Here is an 18386-nt window from a genome sequence, read left to right as displayed (position 1 = left end):
TGCCGGACGGGCACCAGCGGCACACGCCCCAAGGGGTGGCCACCCTCTGCAGCGGGCCCGCGAGGTGATTCCGCGGGGATGTGGAGACTCCCGGTCGCTCGTGGGAGCGCGCCCGTAGACTCCCGGGCGTGGCAGGCCGGATTCGCGACGACGACATCGCCGAGGTGCGCGAGAAGGCGCGGATCGACGACGTGGTCTCCGGCTACGTCACGCTCAAGCGCGCCGGGGGAGGGTCGCTCAAGGGCCTCTGCCCGTTCCACGACGAGAAGACGCCGTCGTTCAACGTCAACCCGGCCCGCCAGTTCTTCCACTGCTTCGGCTGCGGCGAGGGCGGGGACGTCATCTCGTTCCTGATGAAGGTCGACGGCCTCACCTTCACCGAGGCGGTCGAGCGACTGGCGGAGAAGTTCGGCGTCCAGCTCCGGCGCGAGGACGGCGACGACGAGCCCGTACGCCCGCGCGGGCCGGCCCGCGGCCGGCTGATCGAGGCCCACAAGGTCGCCCAGGAGTTCTACGCCGAGCAGCTGGCCGGCCGCGATGCCGTGGTCGCGCGCCAGTTCCTGCACGAGCGCGGGTTCGACCAGGCCGCCGCCACGATGTTCGGCGTGGGGTTCGCCCCGCGCGACGGGGAGGCGCTGACCCGCCACCTGCGCGGGCGCCGGTTCACCGACGAGGAGTCGGTCGCGGCCGGGCTCGTGGCGCACGGCCGCTCCCACTACGACCGCTTCCGCGGCCGCCTGGTGTGGCCGATCCGCGAGGCCAACGGCGACACGATCGGCTTCGGTGCCCGTCGGATCTTCGACGACGACCGCATCGAGGCCAAGTACCTCAACACCTCCGAGACCGCGATCTACAAGAAGAGCCAGGTGCTCTACGGCATCGACCTCGCGCGCACCGCGATGAAGGACAGCCAGCAGGCCGTCGTCGTCGAGGGCTACACCGACGTGATGGCCTGCCACCTCGCCGGCGTGAAGACCGCCGTCGCGTCCTGCGGCACTGCCTTCGGCACCGACCACGCACGCGTCCTGCGCCGCTTCCTCGGTGACCACGACACGACCAGCGGCGAGGTCATCTTCACCTTCGACGGCGACTCCGCCGGCCAGAAGGCCGCGATGAAGGTCCTCGAGAGCGACCAGGTGTTCGCCTCCCAGACCTACGTCGCCGTCGCCCCCGAGGGCATGGACCCCTGCGACCTGAGGCTGGCGGAGGGCGACGAGGCGGTCCGTGAGCTCGTCGCGAGCCGCCAACCGCTCTACCGCTTCGCCCTCGACAACATCCTCACCCGCTACGACCTCGACCGCGCCGACGGTCGCGTCGACGCCCTGCGCGACGCCGCCGGGCTGGTGGCGAGCATCCGCGACCGGACGAAGGTCGAGACGTTCTCCCGCGAGCTCGCGCACATGGTGGGCGTCGACCTCGACCAGGTCCGCGACGAGGTACGCCGGGCCGCCAGCCGCCCGGCCCGGTCCGACGAACGCCGCCCGGCGCGCACCGCCGAGGCGCCCCAGGCGGCGCAGCCGCCCCGGCCGACCCTGCCGAGCCTGTCCGACCCGCGCTTCCAGATCGAGCGCGAGCTGCTCAAGCTCGTCATCCAGCACCCGACCGGAGTGGGTCGTACGACCGCGCACGTGACCGCCGCCGACTTCACCCACCCCACGTTCCAGGGCGTGTGGGAGGCCGTGGGCGCCGCAGGCGGGCCCGCCACCGGCGCCGACGACCCCGGCTGGGCCAACCGGGTCCGCGGTGCGGCCACCGACCCCGCCGTGATCGCTGCCGTCACCGAGCTTGGCGTCGAACCGGTCCGCGGCACGTCCGACCCCAACCCGACCTTCGCCGTGGCCTACGTCTACCGGCTCCAGGAGCTCACCACGTCGCGCCGCATCGCCGACGTCAAGGCGCGCCTGCAGCGCACCAACCCCGTCGAGCAGGCGCTCGACTACAACCGCATGTTCGGCGAGCTGGTGATGCTCGAGCAGCACCGCCGCAAGCTGCGCGAGGGCGCAGTCGGACAGCCAGGAGGGCACCCCTGATGCTCCCGATCAGCTGGCGGAGGCGCCCCGCGGTCCCGCAGGTCGAGGTCGGCCCTCGTGAGAAGGTCCTCGCGGTGACCACCGCGGTCGACGGCGCCGTTCTCGCCGGCACCCGCGACGCGTTCTACCTCGAGCGCGACGGCGAGACGCGGCGCGTCCCGTGGGAGCAGGTGGAGGCGGCCGACTGGGACCGCGACACCGACACGTTCCGGCTCTCCGAGGTCGGCTCGTGGGGGGAGCAGCGTCCCGTCCACACGGCGAGCCTGACCGACCCCGGCCGCCTGCTCGAGCTGGTCCACGAGCGGGTGACCGCCAGCATCGTCCTCCAGCGCCACGTCGCGGTGGCGCACCGTCGCGGCCTGCGCGTCATCGCGCGCCGCGCCCCCTCCGGATCGGGCGCCGTCCACTGGGTCTACGAGTACGACGAGGGCGTCGATCCCGACGACCCGGCCGTGCGCGCGGCCGCCCGCGAGGCCCTGGAGCTGGCGCAGCGCGACGTGGGCCTGCCCTGATTTCCCCCGCGGTGACGAGGCTTGCTAAGGTTTCGCCTCGCTGCACAAGCGATCCCCTGTAGCTCAACTGGCAGAGCATTCGGCTGTTAACCGGAGGGTTGTTGGTTCGAGTCCAACCGGGGGAGCCAGTGAAGACGGCCCGTGACCTGCGAACTCGCAGGTCACGGGCCGTCTGCTTGTCATCCGCAGCTGAGTCCTCATCCCCGGGTCTACGATGCATGGCCAGTGCTGTCGACCGGAGTCAAGGGATGACCGACCAGGCCAGGGAAGATGCGGCGTGGTGGCGAGCCGCCGTCGTCTACCAGGTGTACCCGCGGAGCTTCGCCGACTCCGACGGCGACGGGATCGGCGACCTCCGCGGCATCATCGAGCACCTGGACCACGTGGCCGATCTCGGCGTCGACGTCCTCTGGCTCTCTCCGGTCTACCGCTCACCCCAGGACGACAACGGCTACGACATCAGCGACTACCGCGACGTCGACCCTGTCTTCGGCACGATGGCCGACCTCGACGAGCTGATCGCCCAGACCCACGTCCGGGGGATGCGGATCATCATGGACCTGGTGGTCAACCACACCTCCGACGAACACCCGTGGTTCGTCGAGTCCCGCACGTCCCGTGGCTCCGACACGGCCGACTGGTACATCTGGCGCGACGCCCGACCCGGCACCGTCCCAGGAGAGCCCGGGTCGGAGCCGAACAACTGGGGCTCCTTCTTCTCCGGCTCCGCCTGGGAGTGGGTCCCGGAGCGCGCCCAGTACTACCTGCACCTGTTCTCCAGGAAGCAGCCCGACCTGAACTGGGACGACCCGGAGCTGCGTGCTGCGCTCTTCTCGATGATGAACTGGTGGCTGGACCGAGGCATCGACGGCTTCCGGATGGACGTCATCAACTTCATCTCCAAGGACCCGCGACTGCCCGACGGGCAACCACTCAGCACAGGGTTGGGCGATGGATCGCCCCACTTCTCCTACGGCCCCAAGGTGCACGACCATCTCGCCGAGATGCAGGCATCGGTGTTCGCGGACCGGCCGGGCATCTATCTCACCGTGGGGGAGATGCCCACCGTGACGCCCGACCAGGCCCTGAAGTTCACCGACCGCGACCACGGTCAGCTCAACATGGTCTTCCAGTTCGACCACGTCGACCTCGACTCCGACGGCGAGAAGTGGCGCCCGCGGCCGGTCACCGTCCTGGACCTCAAGCAGTCGCTGGCCACCTGGCAGCGCGCCATGGGCGACCGAGGGTGGAACAGCCTGTACTGGAGCAACCATGACCAGCCGCGGGTGGTCTCCCGGTTCGGGGACGACACCGACCACTGGTACGAGTCCGCGACAGCGCTGGCCACCGTGCTGCACCTGCACCGCGGCACCCCGTACATCTACCAGGGCGAAGAGATCGGCATGACGAACATGCCGTTCGCCGGCATCGACGAGTTCCGCGACATCGAGTCGCTCAACTACTACGACACAGCCGTCCATGAGCTCGGGCTGGACCCTCGGGAGGTCCTGACCGCGCTGCGACGCAAGAGTCGGGACAACGCTCGCACCCCGATGCAGTGGTCGGCCGAGCCGCACGCCGGATTCACCTCAGCCCGACCGTGGATGCGCGTCAACCCGAACTTCACCTGGCTGAACGCCGAGCGCCAGCGCCACGATCCGCACTCGGTCTACTCCTACTACAAGGCACTCATCCGGCTGCGGCACACCCACGCCGTCGTCGTCGACGGCGACTTCACCCTCATCCATCCAGAACACTCCGAGCTGTACGCCTTCACCCGGCAGACCGGCACCCACCGGCTCGCGGTCTACGTCAACCTCTCTGGCGCCGTAGTCGAGGTCGACATGGAGCCGGGGGACGCCGCGGCCGACCTGCTCCTGACCAACCGCGAGAGTGCCGCCTCCACCGATGTCTTCGAGCCCTGGGAAGCCCGCGTCCTGCTGTCCGAACGGCAGCCCTGAGCTTCGTTGCAGCCGGCGGCGCCCGACCACCATGCATGCGGTCCACCCTTTTTGACCGCAGGGCGGATCGGTCGGCGGCATCCGGGTACTGCGCCCTCAGGTCCCTGCGACGTCGCGACTTCACAGGGGCACAGGCCCGGGTGGTCAAGAAGCGGCCACCCGGGCCGTCTTCGCGTCCGTCTCCTCCCGCGTGGGGCCCGCCTCTATACGATGCGTGCGTCGCCCATGGGAGGGAAGGCCGCAGGATGGATCGTCACGAGTTCGGGCGCCGGTTGGCCGATGCCGCGCGCGGGATGTCGGACACACGACACCCGGCCGACGCCCTCGAGCGCGTCGCAACGATGGCCGTCGAGCTGATCGGTCCGTGCGACGTGGCCGGGGTCTGCGTGCTGCGGCCGGGTCGCGACGACACCTGCGCCCACACGCACGCCTCGCTCCAGACCATGGACGACCTGCAGCACGCCCTGGACGAGGGCCCGGCCATGAGTGGCCACAGGACCGTCGACGTCATCTCGGTCGCCGACCTCACCCGCGACGCGCCGTGGCCGCGCTGGGGGTCGGAGGTGGCCGAGCAGACCGGGGTCCGGGCCTACCTCGGGTTCCGGCTGTTCGTCGACGCCGAGAGCCTCGGGATGCTGAACCTCTACGCCTACGAGCCCGACGCCTTCGACCACGCGGACCAGCTCGACGGCCTCGTCGTGGCCGCCCATGCGGCGGTTGCCCTGAGCGCGGCCGTCGCGCAGGACCAGATGCACACGGCCCTGGGCAGCCGCCAGCTGATCGGGGAGGCGACCGGGATCCTGCGCGAGCGGTTCGCCCTGACCTCGGAGCAGGCGTTCGCCGTGCTCAAGCGGCTCTCGTCGCAGCAGAACATCAAGCTGTTCGCCGTTGCGCAGCACGTCGTGGACACCGGCACCCTGCCGGGCCAGGCCGACGCGCCCCGGGTTGCCGGGGCGTAACGCTTCGCGCCCCCGTGTGAACTGTGCGTTACGCCGACCGGAACCGTGCCGGCCCTGCGACAGGCTGGGCCCATGAGCGTGGAGCAGCCGGCAGCCGGGGACGTGGGGGTCGACTTCGTCGTACGCCCGGACGGCACGGTGGTGGGTGACGACGGGGCGTCGGGCGCACTCGCCGCGGCCCTTCCCTACACCGGTCGTCTGGCCCGTCGCATGGGCGAGCTCGTCGACGGCGGCGACCTCCGCGCGCTGGAGGCCTACGGCGTGCACCGGCTCTCGGTGGGGGTGACCTGGACCCCCGCGGGCGAGGGCACCTACCGGGCGGTGCTGCGCCGGCTCGAGCCCCGTGTCGTGCCGACCTACATGGTCGTCAGCGCCGTCGACACGTCCGCCGCGGTCGCGCACTGCGTCGACCGCATCATGTCGGTCGACGGCGTCCGCTGGAGCTCGGTCGTCACGGCGGGGTCCCGGGTCATCGCCGCCGCGGGGGACCGCCGCGAGCTGCACCACCTCGCCGAGGTCGGCAACCGGATGCTGGCGATCCTGCGCTCCCTCGAGGACCAGCACGCCACGGGGTTCATGCGGCTGCACTTCGAGCGTGGGGCGGTCGTCGGGGCCTCGCTGGGGCGCCACGCGCTCGTCACCTACGCGGGGGCGACCAGCGACGACGAGCTGCTGGCGGTGATCGACGAGGTCCGCGCGATCCTCGCTGACCACGACCTCTCGACCGTCCCGACGGAGTTCGACCCCGACGCCGTGGATCACGATCCCGTCGACGAGGGCGCCCAGCACGGCGTGGCGGAAGGCGTCGAGCCGGCCCGGCACGCGGCACCCCCGCTGGTGGGTGCCCGCTTCGCGGGCGCCGGCGAGCGCGCGCCGAGGAGGCCCCGGCGCCGGTTCGGTCGCTAGCCGCTCAGCCCCACCCGAGCGGGAAGACCTCGAAGGTCGCCGCGTGCGTGACGCCGAGGCCCTGGCCGCCGCCGCGAAGGATGCCGTCGAGGAACTCCTCGGGGTCCCAGCCCTCCCAGCCGAGGCCGTCGATGTAGGCCCGGTGCTCCTTCAGCGAGGCGACGCCGGCCCCGAACGTGTCGGTGACGTCGACGGCGTGGGTCGCCTGGGGAGACCCGCCCGCCCACACGGCCCGTACGCCGCCCCACGGCTCGAGGCCGTCGACCAGCTGCTCGGGGAAGACCCACCGGTTGCCGGCGTCGCGCACGGCGTCGAGCAGCGCCTTGCCGACGGCGATGTGGTCGGCCTGGTTGAGGTTCGTGCCACCGAAGGTGTCGCGGAAGTTGATGGTCATCGCGACGTCCGGGCGCTGCTCGCGCACGACCTTCGCGATCGCGCGCCGCAGCTCGACGCCGTACTCCAGGATCCCGTCGGGGAGGCGCAGGAAGACCACCTCGTCGACGCCGACGGCCGCCGCGGACGCGATCTCCTCGGCCTCGCGCAGCGGACCGCACTCGTCGGGGTGGACCCCGTCGATCCCGGCCTCACCGCTGGTCACCATGCAGTAGACGACCCGCTTGCCCTGGCCGGTCCAGCGTGCCACCGCAGCGGCGGCGCCGTACTCGATGTCGTCGGGGTGGGCGACCACGAAGAGGGCGCTCTCCCAGTCCTCCGGGAGCGGTTCGTAGGACGGGGGAGTGGGGCGCTCGTCGCTCATGTCCCGAGCATCGCACCGCAGCGCGCGGCGTGTCTGCCCCTCAGGCCATCACGCCCACGGACTGCGGCGCGAACCCCGGGAAGACCTGCGCGACCGTCACACCGAACCGCTTCGTGACGACCTCGGTCAGCACGCTGCGGTAGTCGGTGGTGACGAGCAGGTCGCCGTCGAGCGTGTTCTGCAGGCCCGGCCACGAGCCGTAGTAGCGACCGCCCCTGACCCCGGCGCCGGCGACGAACATGACGTTGCCGAAGCCGTGGTCGGTGCCGTAGTCGTCGTTCTCCTTGACCCGCCGGCCGAACTCACTGAGCGTGACCAGCGTGACCCGGTCCGCGGCGGGGCCGAGATCGGTGAAGAAGGCGGCGATGGAGGAGGCAAGGTCGCCGGCGTTGCGCTTCATCTCTCCCCACTCGAGCGTGCCCGCGTCGGTGTGCATGTCCCAGTCGCCCTGGTCGACGGTGATCACCTCGGCGCCCACACCCGAGCGGACGATGCGCGAGACGTCGGAGAGCGCCTTGCCCAGGCTCGTCCCGGGGTACGCCGGCGCGGGCGTGCCCGCCGACGTGTCCCGGGCGAGGCCGAACGTCTCGGCGCCCGCTATGGCGTCGCGCACCGCACGGCTCATCGGGCTGCTGCCGGTCCAGGCGTGCTTGAGGGAGGCGAGCCGCCGCCCGTCCTCCTCCGTGCCGAAGACCTTGGCGTTGTCGACGCGGTTGACGACGAAGGCGGGGTGGGTGCCGAACAGGGAGGTGGGGACCTGGTTGCCCATCGCCGTCCCCTGCAGTGGGGAGGTGCCGGGCAGCTCGCCGAGGAGTCGGTTGAGCCAGCCGTTGCGCTCGGTCGAGCCGGGCGCGGCGTCCTCGATGGCCTCCATCGCGGCGAAGTGCGAGCGGTTGGGGGTGGCCATCCCGGTGGCGTGGACCGCGGCGAGGGTGCCGGCGTCCCACATCGGCAGCAGTGGGGCGAGGGCCGGGTGCAGGCCGAACATCGCGTCCGCGGCGAGCAGGGACGCCGCCGGGACGGCGAGCCGGGGCCGGGCCTCGTAGTAGACGGGGTCCGCGTGGGGGACGACCAGGGAGAGGCCGTCGGCGGCGCCGCGCAGGGACAGCAGCACCAGCACTGAGCCGCCGGGCGCGGCGAGCGCAGCCGCGGTGCGGCCCGTGACGGCGTACGCCCGGGGGGCCGTGCCGGCCAGGGAGGGACCGAGGGCGACGGCGCCGCCGGCCAGGGCGGTGCCGACGAGCGCTCGCCGGCGCAGCGCGAGGCGCGCCTCGTCGTAGTCCGGGCAACCGCAGGAGCGGGTGCTGCGACCGGGGTCGGTGGTCTCGGGAGTCGTCATGTCAGCACGCCAGGTGGTCGGGGGAGTCGAGGACGGCAGCCAGGAGTCGCGGGAAGCCCCGCTGGTAGAGACCGTGCTCGCGGTCGATCTTCTCCCTGGCCTTGCAGCCGGTGGCCAGGCACGCGGTCTCGAGGAGTCGCTTCGAGGCCGGTCGGTGCAGCAGGTCGCGGCTGACCTCGTCGACGAGGTCCTTGAACCGGACCGGCTTCTTCGCCGGCACCCACGCCTTCGGCTCGCGGTAGCCCAGGCCGTGCGAGGGCCACCAGCCGCCCGCCATCGACCAGTGCATGCTCATCGAGCCGAGGGCGCGCGCGGGGGAGGCCCAGACGTCGTCGGTCACCGGGGTGCCGTCGGGGCGGGGCCACGCGTGCGGGGAGAGCCCGAGGCCCGAGGCCTGCCACAGCATCGCGTTGGCGCCGGAGTCGTTGCGGGTGGGGCGGCCGACCTCCACGCCGAGCGCGCGGTAGGTCGCGACGACGTCCTCGCTCGGGTCGCGCAGCTTCTTCCCGGCGGATGCCCGGAACTCCTTGCTGGCGACCAGCGCCCGCAGCACCGGGACGATCGCGGTGTCGTTCTTCAGGTAGACCCTCGCGAGCCGCTTCACCAGCGCACGCGGCGGGTCGTCGCGCACGAACTTCGTCGCCAGCCGCTCGCACACGTGGTGCGCGGTGTCGGGGTGGTGCGCGAGGTAGCGGAGGTACTCCCGGGTGACCGCGCGGCCGTCGGCCTTGCGGTTGGTGTGCCGGAAGCCGCGAACCTCGACGTTCCCGGTCCAGTGGTCCTCCTTGACGTAGGAGCGTGCCCACGTCTTCCAGAGGTCCACGTGCCACCCGGTGAGGATCCGGGCGGACGCCTTCACGTCGTCCTCGCTGTAGTTGCCGGCGCCCAGGGTGTGCAGCTCGAGCAGCTCGCGACCGAGGTTCTCGTTGGGTGCGCGCTTGGTCGAGGTGGCCGCGGACAGGAAGATCAGCATCGCCGGGTGGGTGGTGGTCTCGAGGAGCAGCTGGTCGAAGCGACCGAGCGCGTGGCGCCGGATCGTGTCGCCGTAGTCCACCCGCCACGTGAAGTGCGCGTCGCCGCTGACCGGCACGTGGAGCACGGCCTCCCAGAACTCGGTCATCTTCTCGAGGACGGGCCGCCGCGTCCGGATGCGCCGCACGAGCAGCCAGCGACCGTAGTCCTCCATCACCTGCCAGCCGCCGCGGACCTCCTGCACCTGCCGCTGCCACAGGTCGGACGGCTTCCGGTCGAGGTCGGGCCACCACCGGCGCACGGCCTCGGCCGACGCGTCCGGGAACGACCGGGGTCGGGTGAGCTGCTCCTCGAACCACGCCGACGCGCCCCCGGCCCGGCGTACGTCGCGCGCGAGCGTCGCGTCGACGCCGTAGCCGAAGCGTGTGACGAGGTGCCGCTGCGAGGGGGACAGCAGGGCTGGTCGATCCTTGGCCACCGAGGTCCTCCCGCACCCGAGCCGATTCCGAGACGCCACACTGTCCCACGCCGCACCACTGACGAGAAGTCGAAGCTGCGATTTCCAGTTGCCGCGCCCGTGCGTCGTGCGGTCCCATGCGTCGGTGGAGATCGAGGAGCTCGACCCGACCGATGCCGCCGCGCGGACCGCCTGGCACGACGTGATGGAGCGGGCCGTCCGCGCCGACCGACCCCGTGCCCTGACGACCACCCTCGCGGCCTTCGAGGTCACCGCGACGTCGCCGAGCAGCTACTACGCGCGCACCTGGCTGCGAGCCGTCGTCGACGGCGAGGTGGTCGGGGTGGCCGGGCTCGAGCTGCCCCTGACCGAGAACACCGAGGTCGGGTGGGGCGAGGTCCAGGTGCTGCCCGGCCACCGACGTCGGGGCATCGGTCGCGCGCTGTGGGAGGCCCTCGTCGGGCGGGCGCGGGCAGCGGGCCGCACGCGCATCGGAGGGGAGGTGAGCGTCGACGTGGACGTCGCCGGGCCGGCGTACGAGTTCGCCCGCGCGATGGGCGCCGTCGAGAGGCACCGCGAGGACCACCTCCTCGCCGACCTGCCGGTGCCCGGCTCACCGGTCGACCCCTCGTACGAGGTGGTGCTGTGGCGCGGCCGGTGCCCCGGGGAGCACCGCGCCGCCTACCTCGCGATGCGCAACCAGATGAACGCCGACGTCCCGACGGGCGACCTCGACCTCGAGCCCCAGGTCCTCGACGACGCACGGCTCTCGGCGTCGGAGGAGCGGCTGACCAAGGCGTACGACGTGCGGGTCGCCGCCGCCCGGCGGCGCTCGGACGGTGTCTTCGGGGGCTACTCGCTGCTGTTCGTGCCGCACGGCACCGACTACGGCTGGCAGGACGACACGCTGGTGATGCCCGAGCACCGTGGCCACCGGCTCGGCGCTGCCCTGAAGGCTGCCAACTACGCCGACCTCCCCACCGAGGTGACGCGCGTGCACACCTGGACGGCGCCGGACAACACGGCCATGCACCGCACCAACACGGCCCTGGGCTTCCGGGTGGTGGAGCGCATGTACGAGATGGACGTGGCCATCGCCTAGGGTCTCGCCTCGAGGGGCGGTAGCTCAGTCGGTCAGAGCAGAGGACTCATAATCCTTGGGTCGTGGGTTCGAGCCCCACCCGCCCTACGAGAAGCCCTACGAGAAGCACGGGCGAGCTCATCCCTCTCCCGCGATGAGGAGGCTCTCTCCCTGCCGAGCGAGCTGCAGGCGACCCTGCTCCGTCGTGGTCCGGCCCGACGTGGTGACGAACTCGATCGTGTACGTCGTCGTCAGCGACCGCGGATCGGCCTGGATGTCGCGCGGGGTGGCCGACTCGATGGTGCTCCAGAACCCCTCGTAGCCCTCGAAGCCGCCACTCTCCGCCTGGAACTCCGGGGTGAGCATCGCGAAGGTGGTCTCGGGGTCCGAGGTGACCTGCGCGAAGTAGTCCGCGACGAAGGTGCGCATCGCGGCCCGGGTCGCGCCGGGCCCGTCGGACGGGCTCGGCTCCTCGGCCGGCTCCTCGCTCGGTTCCTCGGCCGGTTCCTCGCTCGGCTCCTCGCTCGGCTGCGCGCTGGGCTCCTGCGTGTCCGACGTCGTCGGCTCCGCCGTGCTGCCCGACGGGTCGGGGGAATCGCCGTCGGGCCACAGCAGCCACGCTCCCAGTCCCAGCAGGAGCACGAGCCCCAGCGCCGCCACGACGGCGCCCGGGAGCCTGCGCGAGCGCCGGGGGCCGGGGGGAGAGGCCGGTGCGTCCTCGGCCGGGGCGGCCTCACGGGGGACCACGGGAACCGCGGTCGTGCGCGTGGTCGTCTCGGAGTCCTCGGCCGGCGTGGCACCTGCGCCCGCCGCCATCACGGCCGTCGGGGCGTCGTCGTGGTGGGAGGAGTCGGGAGTCACGACTGCGGGCGCGGAGCTCGGCTCGCCCCGGGCGATCCGCCTCAGGTCGTCGCGCACCCGCTCCACGGGCCAGCGCCGCTCGGGCTCCTTGACCATCATGACCGCGAGCAACCCGGACATCGGGTCATCGGCGGGCAGCCGCGGCGGGTCACCGTTGACGATCCGGTAGAGACCGCCGAGCACGTTCTGCCCGACGTCGTAGGGAGCCCTGCCGGCGACGGCGTGGTAGAGGGTGGCGCCGAGGGACCACACGTCGCTGGCCTCCGTCGCGGGGGCGCCCGACGCGACCTCCGGTGCGAGGTAGGCGGGGGAGCCCGTGACGATGCCCGTCTGCGTGAGGGCGGCGTCGCTGGCCGCCCGGGCGATCCCGAAGTCACCGAGCTTCGCGTGGTCGTCCGCACTGATGATGATGTTGCTGGGCTTCACGTCGCGGTGGACGATGCCGGCCCGCCCCGCCTGGACGAGTGCGTCGGCGGCCTGGGCGAGGATCGCCGCCGCGCGACGCACCGGCAGGGGACCCTCGGCGGCGACCAGCTCGGCGAGCGTCTGGCCGTCGACGTGCTCCATGACGAGCCAGTAGCAGTCGTCGTCCTTGACGAGGTCGAAGATCGACACGACGTGCGAGTGGTTGATCCCGGCGGCCAGCCGCGCCTCCCGCTCCGCGCGCAGGACGTCGTCGTCGGTGGTCCCCGGCAGCAGGCCGATGCGCTTGACCGCGACGCGGCGGTCCAGCAGCTCGTCGTGCGCGAGGTGCACGACGCCGGCCCCGCCGCGGCCGATCTCCCTCTCCAGGCGGTACCTGCCTGCAATCACGTGGGCCCCTTCCGTGGCTGACCTCCAAGGCTAGTCACCACGCGCGGCACGTCCTCACCCGTGGGGACCAGTCCCCGGACCGGTCCGGGGGCATCGGGGGACCCGTCCCCGCGGGTACTAGCACCATCGGACATCTCGTCGGCGCGGCCGCGGCCGGACAGGCTGGTCCCACCTACCGAGGAGGACCCCATGTCCAGCACGAAGACCATCCCAGCAGTCCTCGCCGCCGCCTGCCTGACGGCAGGCCTCACCGCCGGCCTGGCCGCACCCGCGGCCTCAGCGAGCGGTGACGACGACGATCGCGTGATCCGCACCGGCGGCTGCAGCGGCAGCGCCGACTGGAAGCTCAAGGTCAAGACCGACGACGGCCGGCTCGAGGTCGAGGGCGAGATCGACAGCAACGTCTCGGGCCAGCGCTGGCGCTGGACCCTGCGCCACAACGGTTCCGTCAGCGACCGCGGCGTCGGCACCACGACCGGACGAAGCGGGTCCTTCGAGGTGGAGCGCAAGGTCGTCGACCTCGCCGGCACCGACACCCTCGTCCTCCGTGCCGTGCGCGACGGCCAGGTGTGCCGCGGTGTGGTCAACTACTGACCTCACCGGAGGTACGCCCCATGCGCTGGCTGACGAATCCCGTGGCGCAGTTCCTCGCCGCGGGACTCGTCACGCTCGTCGTCGTGGTCGTCGCGACCAGTGCCCTCAGCCGCTCGGCCGCCGACGAGGAGGCGATCGCCGACGCCCGGTCCCTCACGTGGGTGCTCGCGCAGTCGGTCGCCCAGCCGGAGATCCCGCCCGGCCTGGTCGACGGTGACGCGGCAGCCATCGACCGCCTGGACCGTACGGCTCTGGACCGGCTGCTCGTCGGCGACGTCCTGCGGGTCAAGCTGTGGGACGCCGACGGCACGGTGCTCTACAGCGACCGGACCGAGCTGATCGGGGCCGTCTACCCCCTGGGTGACGACGAGGTCGAGGTGCTCAGGAACGGTGGCACCGAGGCCGAGCTCTCCGACCTCGGCCGGCCGGAGAACCGGTTCGAGCGCGCGCTCGGCGGCGACCTGCTCGAGGTCTACACCCGCATCGAGTCCCCCGAGGGCGTGCCGCTGCTCTTCGAGGCCTATCTCGGCGTCGACGACATCCGGCAGAGCCGCGCGCGGATCCTCGACCGCTTCCTCCCGATCACCCTCGGCGCACTCCTCGCCCTCGTCGCGCTCGGCACGCCTCTGGTCCTCCTCCTGTCGCGCCGCCTCTCACGAGCGGCCCGGGAGCGCGAGCGCCTGCTCGAGGCAGCCGTACGGGCCTCCGACGCCGAACGCCTGCGCATCGCGCGCGACCTGCACGACGGTGTCGTCCAGGACCTGGCCGGGTCGTCGCTGGCCCTGTCCACCCTGGCCGCGAGGTCCGACGAGGCCGGCCGGCAGGACCTCGAGGCCGTCGGCCGGTCGCTGCGGGTCAGCATGCGGTCCCTGAGGTCGCTGCTCGTGGAGATCTACCCGCCCGACCTGCACACCGGCGGCCTCGCTGCCGCGGTCGACGACCTCGTCGCACCGCTGGTCGCGAGCGGGGTGGAGGTCGACGTCGACGTGACCGGCACCGAGGAAGCGTCGCAACCCGCCGTCGCACTCCTGTGGCGGGTGGCCCAGGAGGCCGTGCGCAACGTGGCACGGCACGCCCGCGCCGGCCGCATGTCCCTCACCGTGCGCCGCGAGGGCGACCGGATGGTGCTCGAGGTCGTGGACGACGGCATCGGGTACGCCGCGGACGCCGTCGTCGGCGAGGACCACCTCGGGCTGCGGGCTGCCGAGAGCCTCGTCCGCGAGCACGCCGGCACGCTCGGGGTCGAGTCGGCACCAGGGGACGGAACGGTCGTCCGGATGGAGGTCCCGGTCGGATGATCCGAGTCGTGGTGGCCGACGACCACGCCGTCGTCCGGCGCGGCCTGACCGGCCTCATCGAGTCCACCGAGGACCTCGAGGTGGTCGGGGTGGCGCGCGACGGCGGGGAGGCGGTCGCCCTGGTGCGCGAGCTCCGGCCCGACGTCGCCGTCATGGACCTGCAGATGCCCGTCATGGACGGCGTCGAGGCCACCCGCGCCATCGTCGGCGAGGCGTCGGGCACCGAGGTGCTGGTCCTGACGTCGTTCTCCGACCACGCCCGGATCGACGCGGCGATCGAGGCGGGTGCGGTCGGCTACCTGCTGAAGGACGCCGAGCCGGAGGCGCTGCTCGACGGCATCCGCGCCGTCGCCCGCGGTGAGTCGCCCCTCGATCCGCGGGCCGCGAGGCGCCTGCTCGCACGGACCGCGCGCGCCGTGACCGGGTCGGCGCCACCTGCCGCGGACGTCCCGGCGCTCTCGCCCCGGGAGGCCGAGGTGCTGCGCCTCGTCGTCGAGGGCCTGCTCAACAAGCAGATCGCCGTCCGGCTCGGCATCACCGAGCGCACCGTCAAGGCCCACCTCACGTCGGCCTACCAGCGCATCGGGGTGGCCGACCGCACGCAGGCGGCGCTGTGGGCGCAGCGGCGCGGCCTCGGTGGGACCGGCCGTCCCGCCCAGCCGTAGACCTATCCCTCGCCTGCGATGAGCAGCTGGTCGTCGAGGCGCTCGAGCTGGAGCCGTACGCGCTGGGTGTCGCGCTCGCCGGACTTCATGACGTAGTCGACCGTGTAGCCCACCGTCAGGTCCGACGGGTTGCTCTCGACCTCCTCGAGCGTCGCGGAGCGCACCTGCCCCCACCACCCGATGTATCCCTCGTAGCCACCGCTGGCCTCGCGGAACTCCGGCGTCAGCTGCTGGAACGCGGCCTCGGGATCCGAGGTGACCGTCGCGAGGTAGGAGGTGATGAAGGCGTCCATCTGCTCACGGGTGTCCTCCGCGGACAGCGGGGGAGTGCTGCTGCTCGTGGTGGTCTCCGAGGCCCGGGGCGTGCGGGCGTCGTCGGCCGGCGCGGCCTCGGGCGTGTCACGGCCGGCGAGGACGTACGCCGCCACCACGGCCGCGACCGCGAGCACCGCCGCCGCGGCGATGACGCCCCACCGACGGGCGTGGCGGTGCGCGGGGCGCGGGGCCGGACGTACGGCCGCCGGCTGCTGCACGGTGGGCAGCACGCCGGTCTCCTCGCGGGGCGGGGCTGGAGCAGGGGCAGGGGCGGTGATCGTGGAGCGCTGCCCGCGCGCGATGCGGGCCAGCTCGTCACGGACGCGCGGCATCGACCAGCGCGCCTCGGTGTCCCGGTTCATCATCACCGTCAGCAGCCCCGACATCGGGTGATCGCCCGGCAGGCGCGGCGGGTCCTCGTGCACGATCTTGTAGAGCGCGCCGATCAGGTTGTCGCCGACCTCGTACGGCGGCCTGCCGGTGACCGCGTGGTAGAGCGTGGCGCCCAGCGACCAGACGTCGCTCGCCGGGGTCGCCGACGAGCCCGAAGCCACCTCGGGGGCGAGGTAGGCGGGCGAACCGGTGACCAGCCCGGTCTGGGTGAGGGAGGGGTCGTCGGCGGAGCGGGCGATGCCGAAGTCGTTGAGCTTGGCGGCACCGCCGGAGATCAGGATGTTGCTGGGCTTGACGTCGCGGTGGACGATCCCGAGGCCGTGCGCCTCGACGAGGGCGTCCGCGGTCTGCGCCAGCAGCGCGGCCGCCTCGGTCGCCTCCAACGGCCCGGACGTACGGACCCGGTCGCTGAGCGTCTCGCCGTCGACGTACTCCATCACCAGCCATCGGACGTCGTCGGCGTCCACCAGGTCGAAGACCGACACGACGTGCGGGTGGTTGAGCGCGGCGGCGAGCCTGGCCTCGCGCTCGGCGCGCTCGAGCTCGGCGTTGTCCGAGCCCGGGATCAGCCCGATCCGCTTCATCGCGACCTGACGGCCGAGCACCTCGTCGAGGGCCAGGTGCACCGTGCCGGAACCACCCCGACCGATCTCCCGCTCGAGCCTGTACCTGCCTGCGATCACGTGCCGTCCCTCCTGACTTCTCGCCCTAGGCTAGTGCCCGTCCACCAACCCGAGACCACCAGAAGGAATCCACGTGACGACCCCGAATGTCCTCGACGAGCTGGAGTGGCGCGGCCTCGTCGCCCACTCCACCGACCGCGACGCGCTCCGCGCAGCGCTGGGCGAGGGGAGCGTCAAGTTCTATGTGGGCTTCGACCCGACCGCGCCCAGCCTGCACATGGGCAACCTGGTCCAGCTGGTCACCGCGCGCCGCCTGCAGGACGCCGGCCACACGCCCTACATCCTGGTCGGCGGCGCCACCGGCATGATCGGCGACCCGCGCGACTCGGGCGAGCGCACGCTCAACTCCTTCGACACGGTCAAGGAGTGGACCGAGCGGGTGCGCCAGCAGGTCTCGCGCTTCGTGTCCTTCGACGGGTCCAACGCTGCGACCACGGTCAACAACTACGACTGGACGGCGTCGCTGTCGACCATCGACTTCCTGCGCGACGTCGGCAAGCACTTCCCGGTCAACCGGATGCTCGCACGCGACACGGTCCGCCGTCGCCTCGAGTCGGGCATCAGCTACACCGAGTTCTCCTACGTGCTGCTGCAGTCCATGGACTACCTCAACCTCTTCCGCGAGCACGGCGTCCGGCTGCAGTTCGGCGGCTCGGACCAGTGGGGCAACATCACCGGCGGCGCGGAGCTCGTACGCCGGGTGACGGGCGAGAACGCCTACGGATTCGCCACGCCGTTGATCACCAAGTCCGACGGCACCAAGTACGGCAAGACCGAGGGTGGCGCGCTCTGGCTCGACCCGGAGATGCTCTCTCCCTACGCCTTCCACCAGTTCTGGCTCAACGTCGAGGACGAGAAGGTCGGCGAGCTGCTGCGGATCTTCACGTTCCTCACCCGTGAGGAGATCGTCGAGCTCGAGCAGCAGACCGCGGAGAAGCCCTTCCTGCGAGCGGGGCAGAAGCGCCTCGCCGACGAGGTCACGGCGCTCGTGCACGGTCCCGAGGAGGTCGAGCAGGCCAAGGCGGCCGCCGCCGCCCTGTTCGGCGGGGGAGACCTTGGCACCATCAAGCCCGACACGCTCGCCGCGGCACTGCGCGAGGCGGGCGGTACGACCCTCCCGGCCGGCGAGGTTCCCGGGATCCTCGACCTCCTGGTGTCGGCCGGCCTCGCCAAGAGCAAGGGCGAGGCGCGCCGCACGGTGGCGGAGGGGGGCGCCTACCTCAACAACCAGCGCGTGGAGGACCCCGACCTGCAGCCGGGAACGGACGACCTGGTCGCGGGATCGTGGTTGGTGCTCAGGCGCGGAAAGAAGAACTTCGCCGGCGTCGAGGTGCGCTGAGTCGGGCGTCCGACACGGGCCCCCAACCGCCCCACCAGCCCCAACAGGCCTCTGACCTGCGAAAACGTCGGTGTGCCCGCGGTCACACCGTTTCGATTTGCACGATCAGGGCGAGCCGCATAATGTTCTCTCTGTCGCCAGGGAGCGGCGGGGAGCAAGGCCGGTCAGGCCGGGCTCCCGGCCCCGGGCAGGACAACCCGAAGCGGTCATCGGTCACGGTGACACCACCGGGTCAGAGCGAGACAGGCGAGGATTTGCCACGTCTGCGAATCGCTCGCTACGTTTGACCAGTTGCCTCACGCAACCGAGATCCTCACCGGATCGCGATGTGGGTGCGTCTGATTCTTGAGAACTCAACAGTGTGTTTGATTAGTCGACGAATTAGTTTGTTATGCCCCGTTGACACTGGCTTTGGTTGGTGTCGCGGTTTCTTTGACAATGATTCTGGCAA

General features: G+C 71.9%; 15 protein-coding genes and 2 tRNA genes. 12 read left to right on the top strand and 5 right to left on the bottom strand.

Features of this window, described 5'->3' with window-relative positions:
- Positions 1-128: 128 nt before the first annotated feature.
- The 6 genes from dnaG to AC57BS_RS02800 all read left to right on the top strand — a co-directional run bounded on the left by dnaG (position 129) and on the right by AC57BS_RS02800 (position 6368).
- Positions 129-2030 carry a DNA primase gene (dnaG, locus tag AC57BS_RS02825; protein ID WP_496409956.1) on the top strand — a complete coding sequence of 634 codons (1902 nt, stop codon included), beginning with the start codon at positions 129-131 and terminating at the stop codon, positions 2028-2030.
- Positions 2030-2542, top strand: a complete 513-nt coding sequence (locus tag AC57BS_RS02820) for a hypothetical protein (protein WP_496409955.1) — start codon at positions 2030-2032, stop codon at positions 2540-2542. Before dnaG ends, AC57BS_RS02820 begins: the two co-directional genes overlap by 1 nt.
- Positions 2543-2594: 52 nt before the next feature.
- Positions 2595-2670: transfer RNA gene (locus AC57BS_RS02815), tRNA-Asn, on the top strand.
- Positions 2671-2790: 120 nt separating this feature from the next.
- Positions 2791-4503: an alpha-glucosidase gene (locus tag AC57BS_RS02810; protein ID WP_496409954.1), complete on the top strand. Its 1713-nt coding sequence runs from the start codon at positions 2791-2793 to the stop codon at positions 4501-4503.
- A 293-nt stretch (positions 4504-4796) separates the two neighbouring features.
- Positions 4797-5462, top strand: a complete 666-nt coding sequence (locus AC57BS_RS02805) for a GAF and ANTAR domain-containing protein (protein ID WP_496409953.1) — start codon at positions 4797-4799, stop codon at positions 5460-5462.
- A 72-nt stretch (positions 5463-5534) separates the two neighbouring features.
- The gene (locus tag AC57BS_RS02800; protein ID WP_496409952.1) at positions 5535-6368 is read left to right on the top strand and encodes a hypothetical protein; all 834 of its coding nucleotides are present in this window, start codon (positions 5535-5537) and stop codon (positions 6366-6368) included.
- Positions 6369-6372: 4 nt separating this feature from the next.
- Here AC57BS_RS02800 and AC57BS_RS02795 read toward each other — a convergent pair whose 3' ends face one another.
- The 3 genes from AC57BS_RS02795 to AC57BS_RS02785 are packed head-to-tail and all read right to left on the bottom strand — an operon-like array spanning position 6373 to position 9914.
- Positions 6373-7125 carry a PIG-L deacetylase family protein gene (locus AC57BS_RS02795; protein ID WP_496409951.1) on the bottom strand — a complete coding sequence of 251 codons (753 nt, stop codon included), beginning with the start codon at positions 7123-7125 and terminating at the stop codon, positions 6373-6375.
- A gap of 40 nt (positions 7126-7165) precedes the next feature.
- A complete protein-coding gene (locus AC57BS_RS02790) occupies positions 7166-8464 on the bottom strand; it encodes a DUF1501 domain-containing protein (protein WP_496409950.1) in 1299 nt (432 codons plus the stop codon).
- Between the two features lies 1 nt (position 8465).
- Positions 8466-9914 (bottom strand): DUF1800 domain-containing protein, encoded by a 1449-nt coding sequence (locus AC57BS_RS02785; protein WP_496409949.1) that lies wholly within the window; start codon positions 9912-9914, stop codon positions 8466-8468.
- 124 nt (positions 9915-10038) lie between these two features.
- On the opposite strand from AC57BS_RS02785, the gene AC57BS_RS02780 reads away from it, so the two are divergent.
- Entirely contained in the window at positions 10039-10995 is a 957-nt protein-coding gene (locus AC57BS_RS02780) for a GNAT family N-acetyltransferase (protein WP_496409948.1), read from the top strand.
- 13 nt (positions 10996-11008) lie between these two features.
- Positions 11009-11082, top strand: a tRNA-Ile gene (locus AC57BS_RS02775).
- A 30-nt stretch (positions 11083-11112) separates the two neighbouring features.
- Here AC57BS_RS02775 and AC57BS_RS02770 read toward each other — a convergent pair.
- Positions 11113-12648 (bottom strand): serine/threonine-protein kinase, encoded by a 1536-nt coding sequence (locus AC57BS_RS02770; protein ID WP_496409947.1) that lies wholly within the window; start codon positions 12646-12648, stop codon positions 11113-11115.
- A 189-nt stretch (positions 12649-12837) separates the two neighbouring features.
- On the opposite strand from AC57BS_RS02770, the gene AC57BS_RS02765 reads away from it, so the two are divergent.
- From AC57BS_RS02765 to AC57BS_RS02755, 3 genes are read left to right on the top strand one after another with little or no spacing between them, the layout of a single operon-like run.
- Positions 12838-13242, top strand: coding sequence for a hypothetical protein (locus AC57BS_RS02765; RefSeq protein WP_496409946.1), 405 nt, complete (start codon positions 12838-12840; stop codon positions 13240-13242).
- Between the two features lie 20 nt (positions 13243-13262).
- Positions 13263-14540 (top strand): sensor histidine kinase, encoded by a 1278-nt coding sequence (locus AC57BS_RS02760; protein WP_496409945.1) that lies wholly within the window; start codon positions 13263-13265, stop codon positions 14538-14540.
- Positions 14537-15205 (top strand): response regulator, encoded by a 669-nt coding sequence (locus AC57BS_RS02755; RefSeq protein WP_496409944.1) that lies wholly within the window; start codon positions 14537-14539, stop codon positions 15203-15205. Before AC57BS_RS02760 ends, AC57BS_RS02755 begins: the two co-directional genes overlap by 4 nt.
- Positions 15206-15207: 2 nt before the next feature.
- Here the strand turns inward: AC57BS_RS02755 and AC57BS_RS02750 are convergent, their stop codons facing one another.
- Positions 15208-16596 (bottom strand): serine/threonine-protein kinase, encoded by a 1389-nt coding sequence (locus AC57BS_RS02750; RefSeq protein ID WP_496409943.1) that lies wholly within the window; start codon positions 16594-16596, stop codon positions 15208-15210.
- 73 nt (positions 16597-16669) lie between these two features.
- Between AC57BS_RS02750 and tyrS the strand changes: the two genes are divergently transcribed.
- A complete protein-coding gene (gene tyrS / locus AC57BS_RS02745) occupies positions 16670-17935 on the top strand; it encodes a tyrosine--tRNA ligase (RefSeq protein ID WP_496409942.1) in 1266 nt (421 codons plus the stop codon).
- The last annotated feature ends 451 nt before the right edge of the window (positions 17936-18386 follow it).

The organism is Nocardioides sp. BGA-UO-ETr-FS32 (assembly GCF_059567905.1).
The sequence above is the reverse complement of the archived record's forward strand: the minus strand, read 5'-3'. Positions and strand labels throughout refer to the sequence as shown.

Excerpts from the sequence above, each read along its gene's own strand:
- AC57BS_RS02820 (WP_496409955.1), top strand. The coding sequence starts at position 2,030 with ATGCTCCCGATCAGCTGGCGGAGGCGCCCCGCGGTCCCGCAGGTCGAG.
- AC57BS_RS02810 (WP_496409954.1), top strand. The coding sequence starts at position 2,791 with ATGACCGACCAGGCCAGGGAAGATGCGGCGTGGTGGCGAGCCGCCGTC.
- AC57BS_RS02805 (WP_496409953.1), top strand. The coding sequence starts at position 4,797 with ATGTCGGACACACGACACCCGGCCGACGCCCTCGAGCGCGTCGCAACG.
- AC57BS_RS02800 (WP_496409952.1), top strand. The coding sequence starts at position 5,535 with ATGAGCGTGGAGCAGCCGGCAGCCGGGGACGTGGGGGTCGACTTCGTC.
- AC57BS_RS02795 (WP_496409951.1), bottom strand. The coding sequence starts at position 7,125 with ATGAGCGACGAGCGCCCCACTCCCCCGTCCTACGAACCGCTCCCGGAG.
- AC57BS_RS02790 (WP_496409950.1), bottom strand. The coding sequence starts at position 8,464 with ATGACGACTCCCGAGACCACCGACCCCGGTCGCAGCACCCGCTCCTGC.
- AC57BS_RS02765 (WP_496409946.1), top strand. The coding sequence starts at position 12,838 with ATGTCCAGCACGAAGACCATCCCAGCAGTCCTCGCCGCCGCCTGCCTG.
- AC57BS_RS02760 (WP_496409945.1), top strand. The coding sequence starts at position 13,263 with ATGCGCTGGCTGACGAATCCCGTGGCGCAGTTCCTCGCCGCGGGACTC.
- AC57BS_RS02755 (WP_496409944.1), top strand. The coding sequence starts at position 14,537 with ATGATCCGAGTCGTGGTGGCCGACGACCACGCCGTCGTCCGGCGCGGC.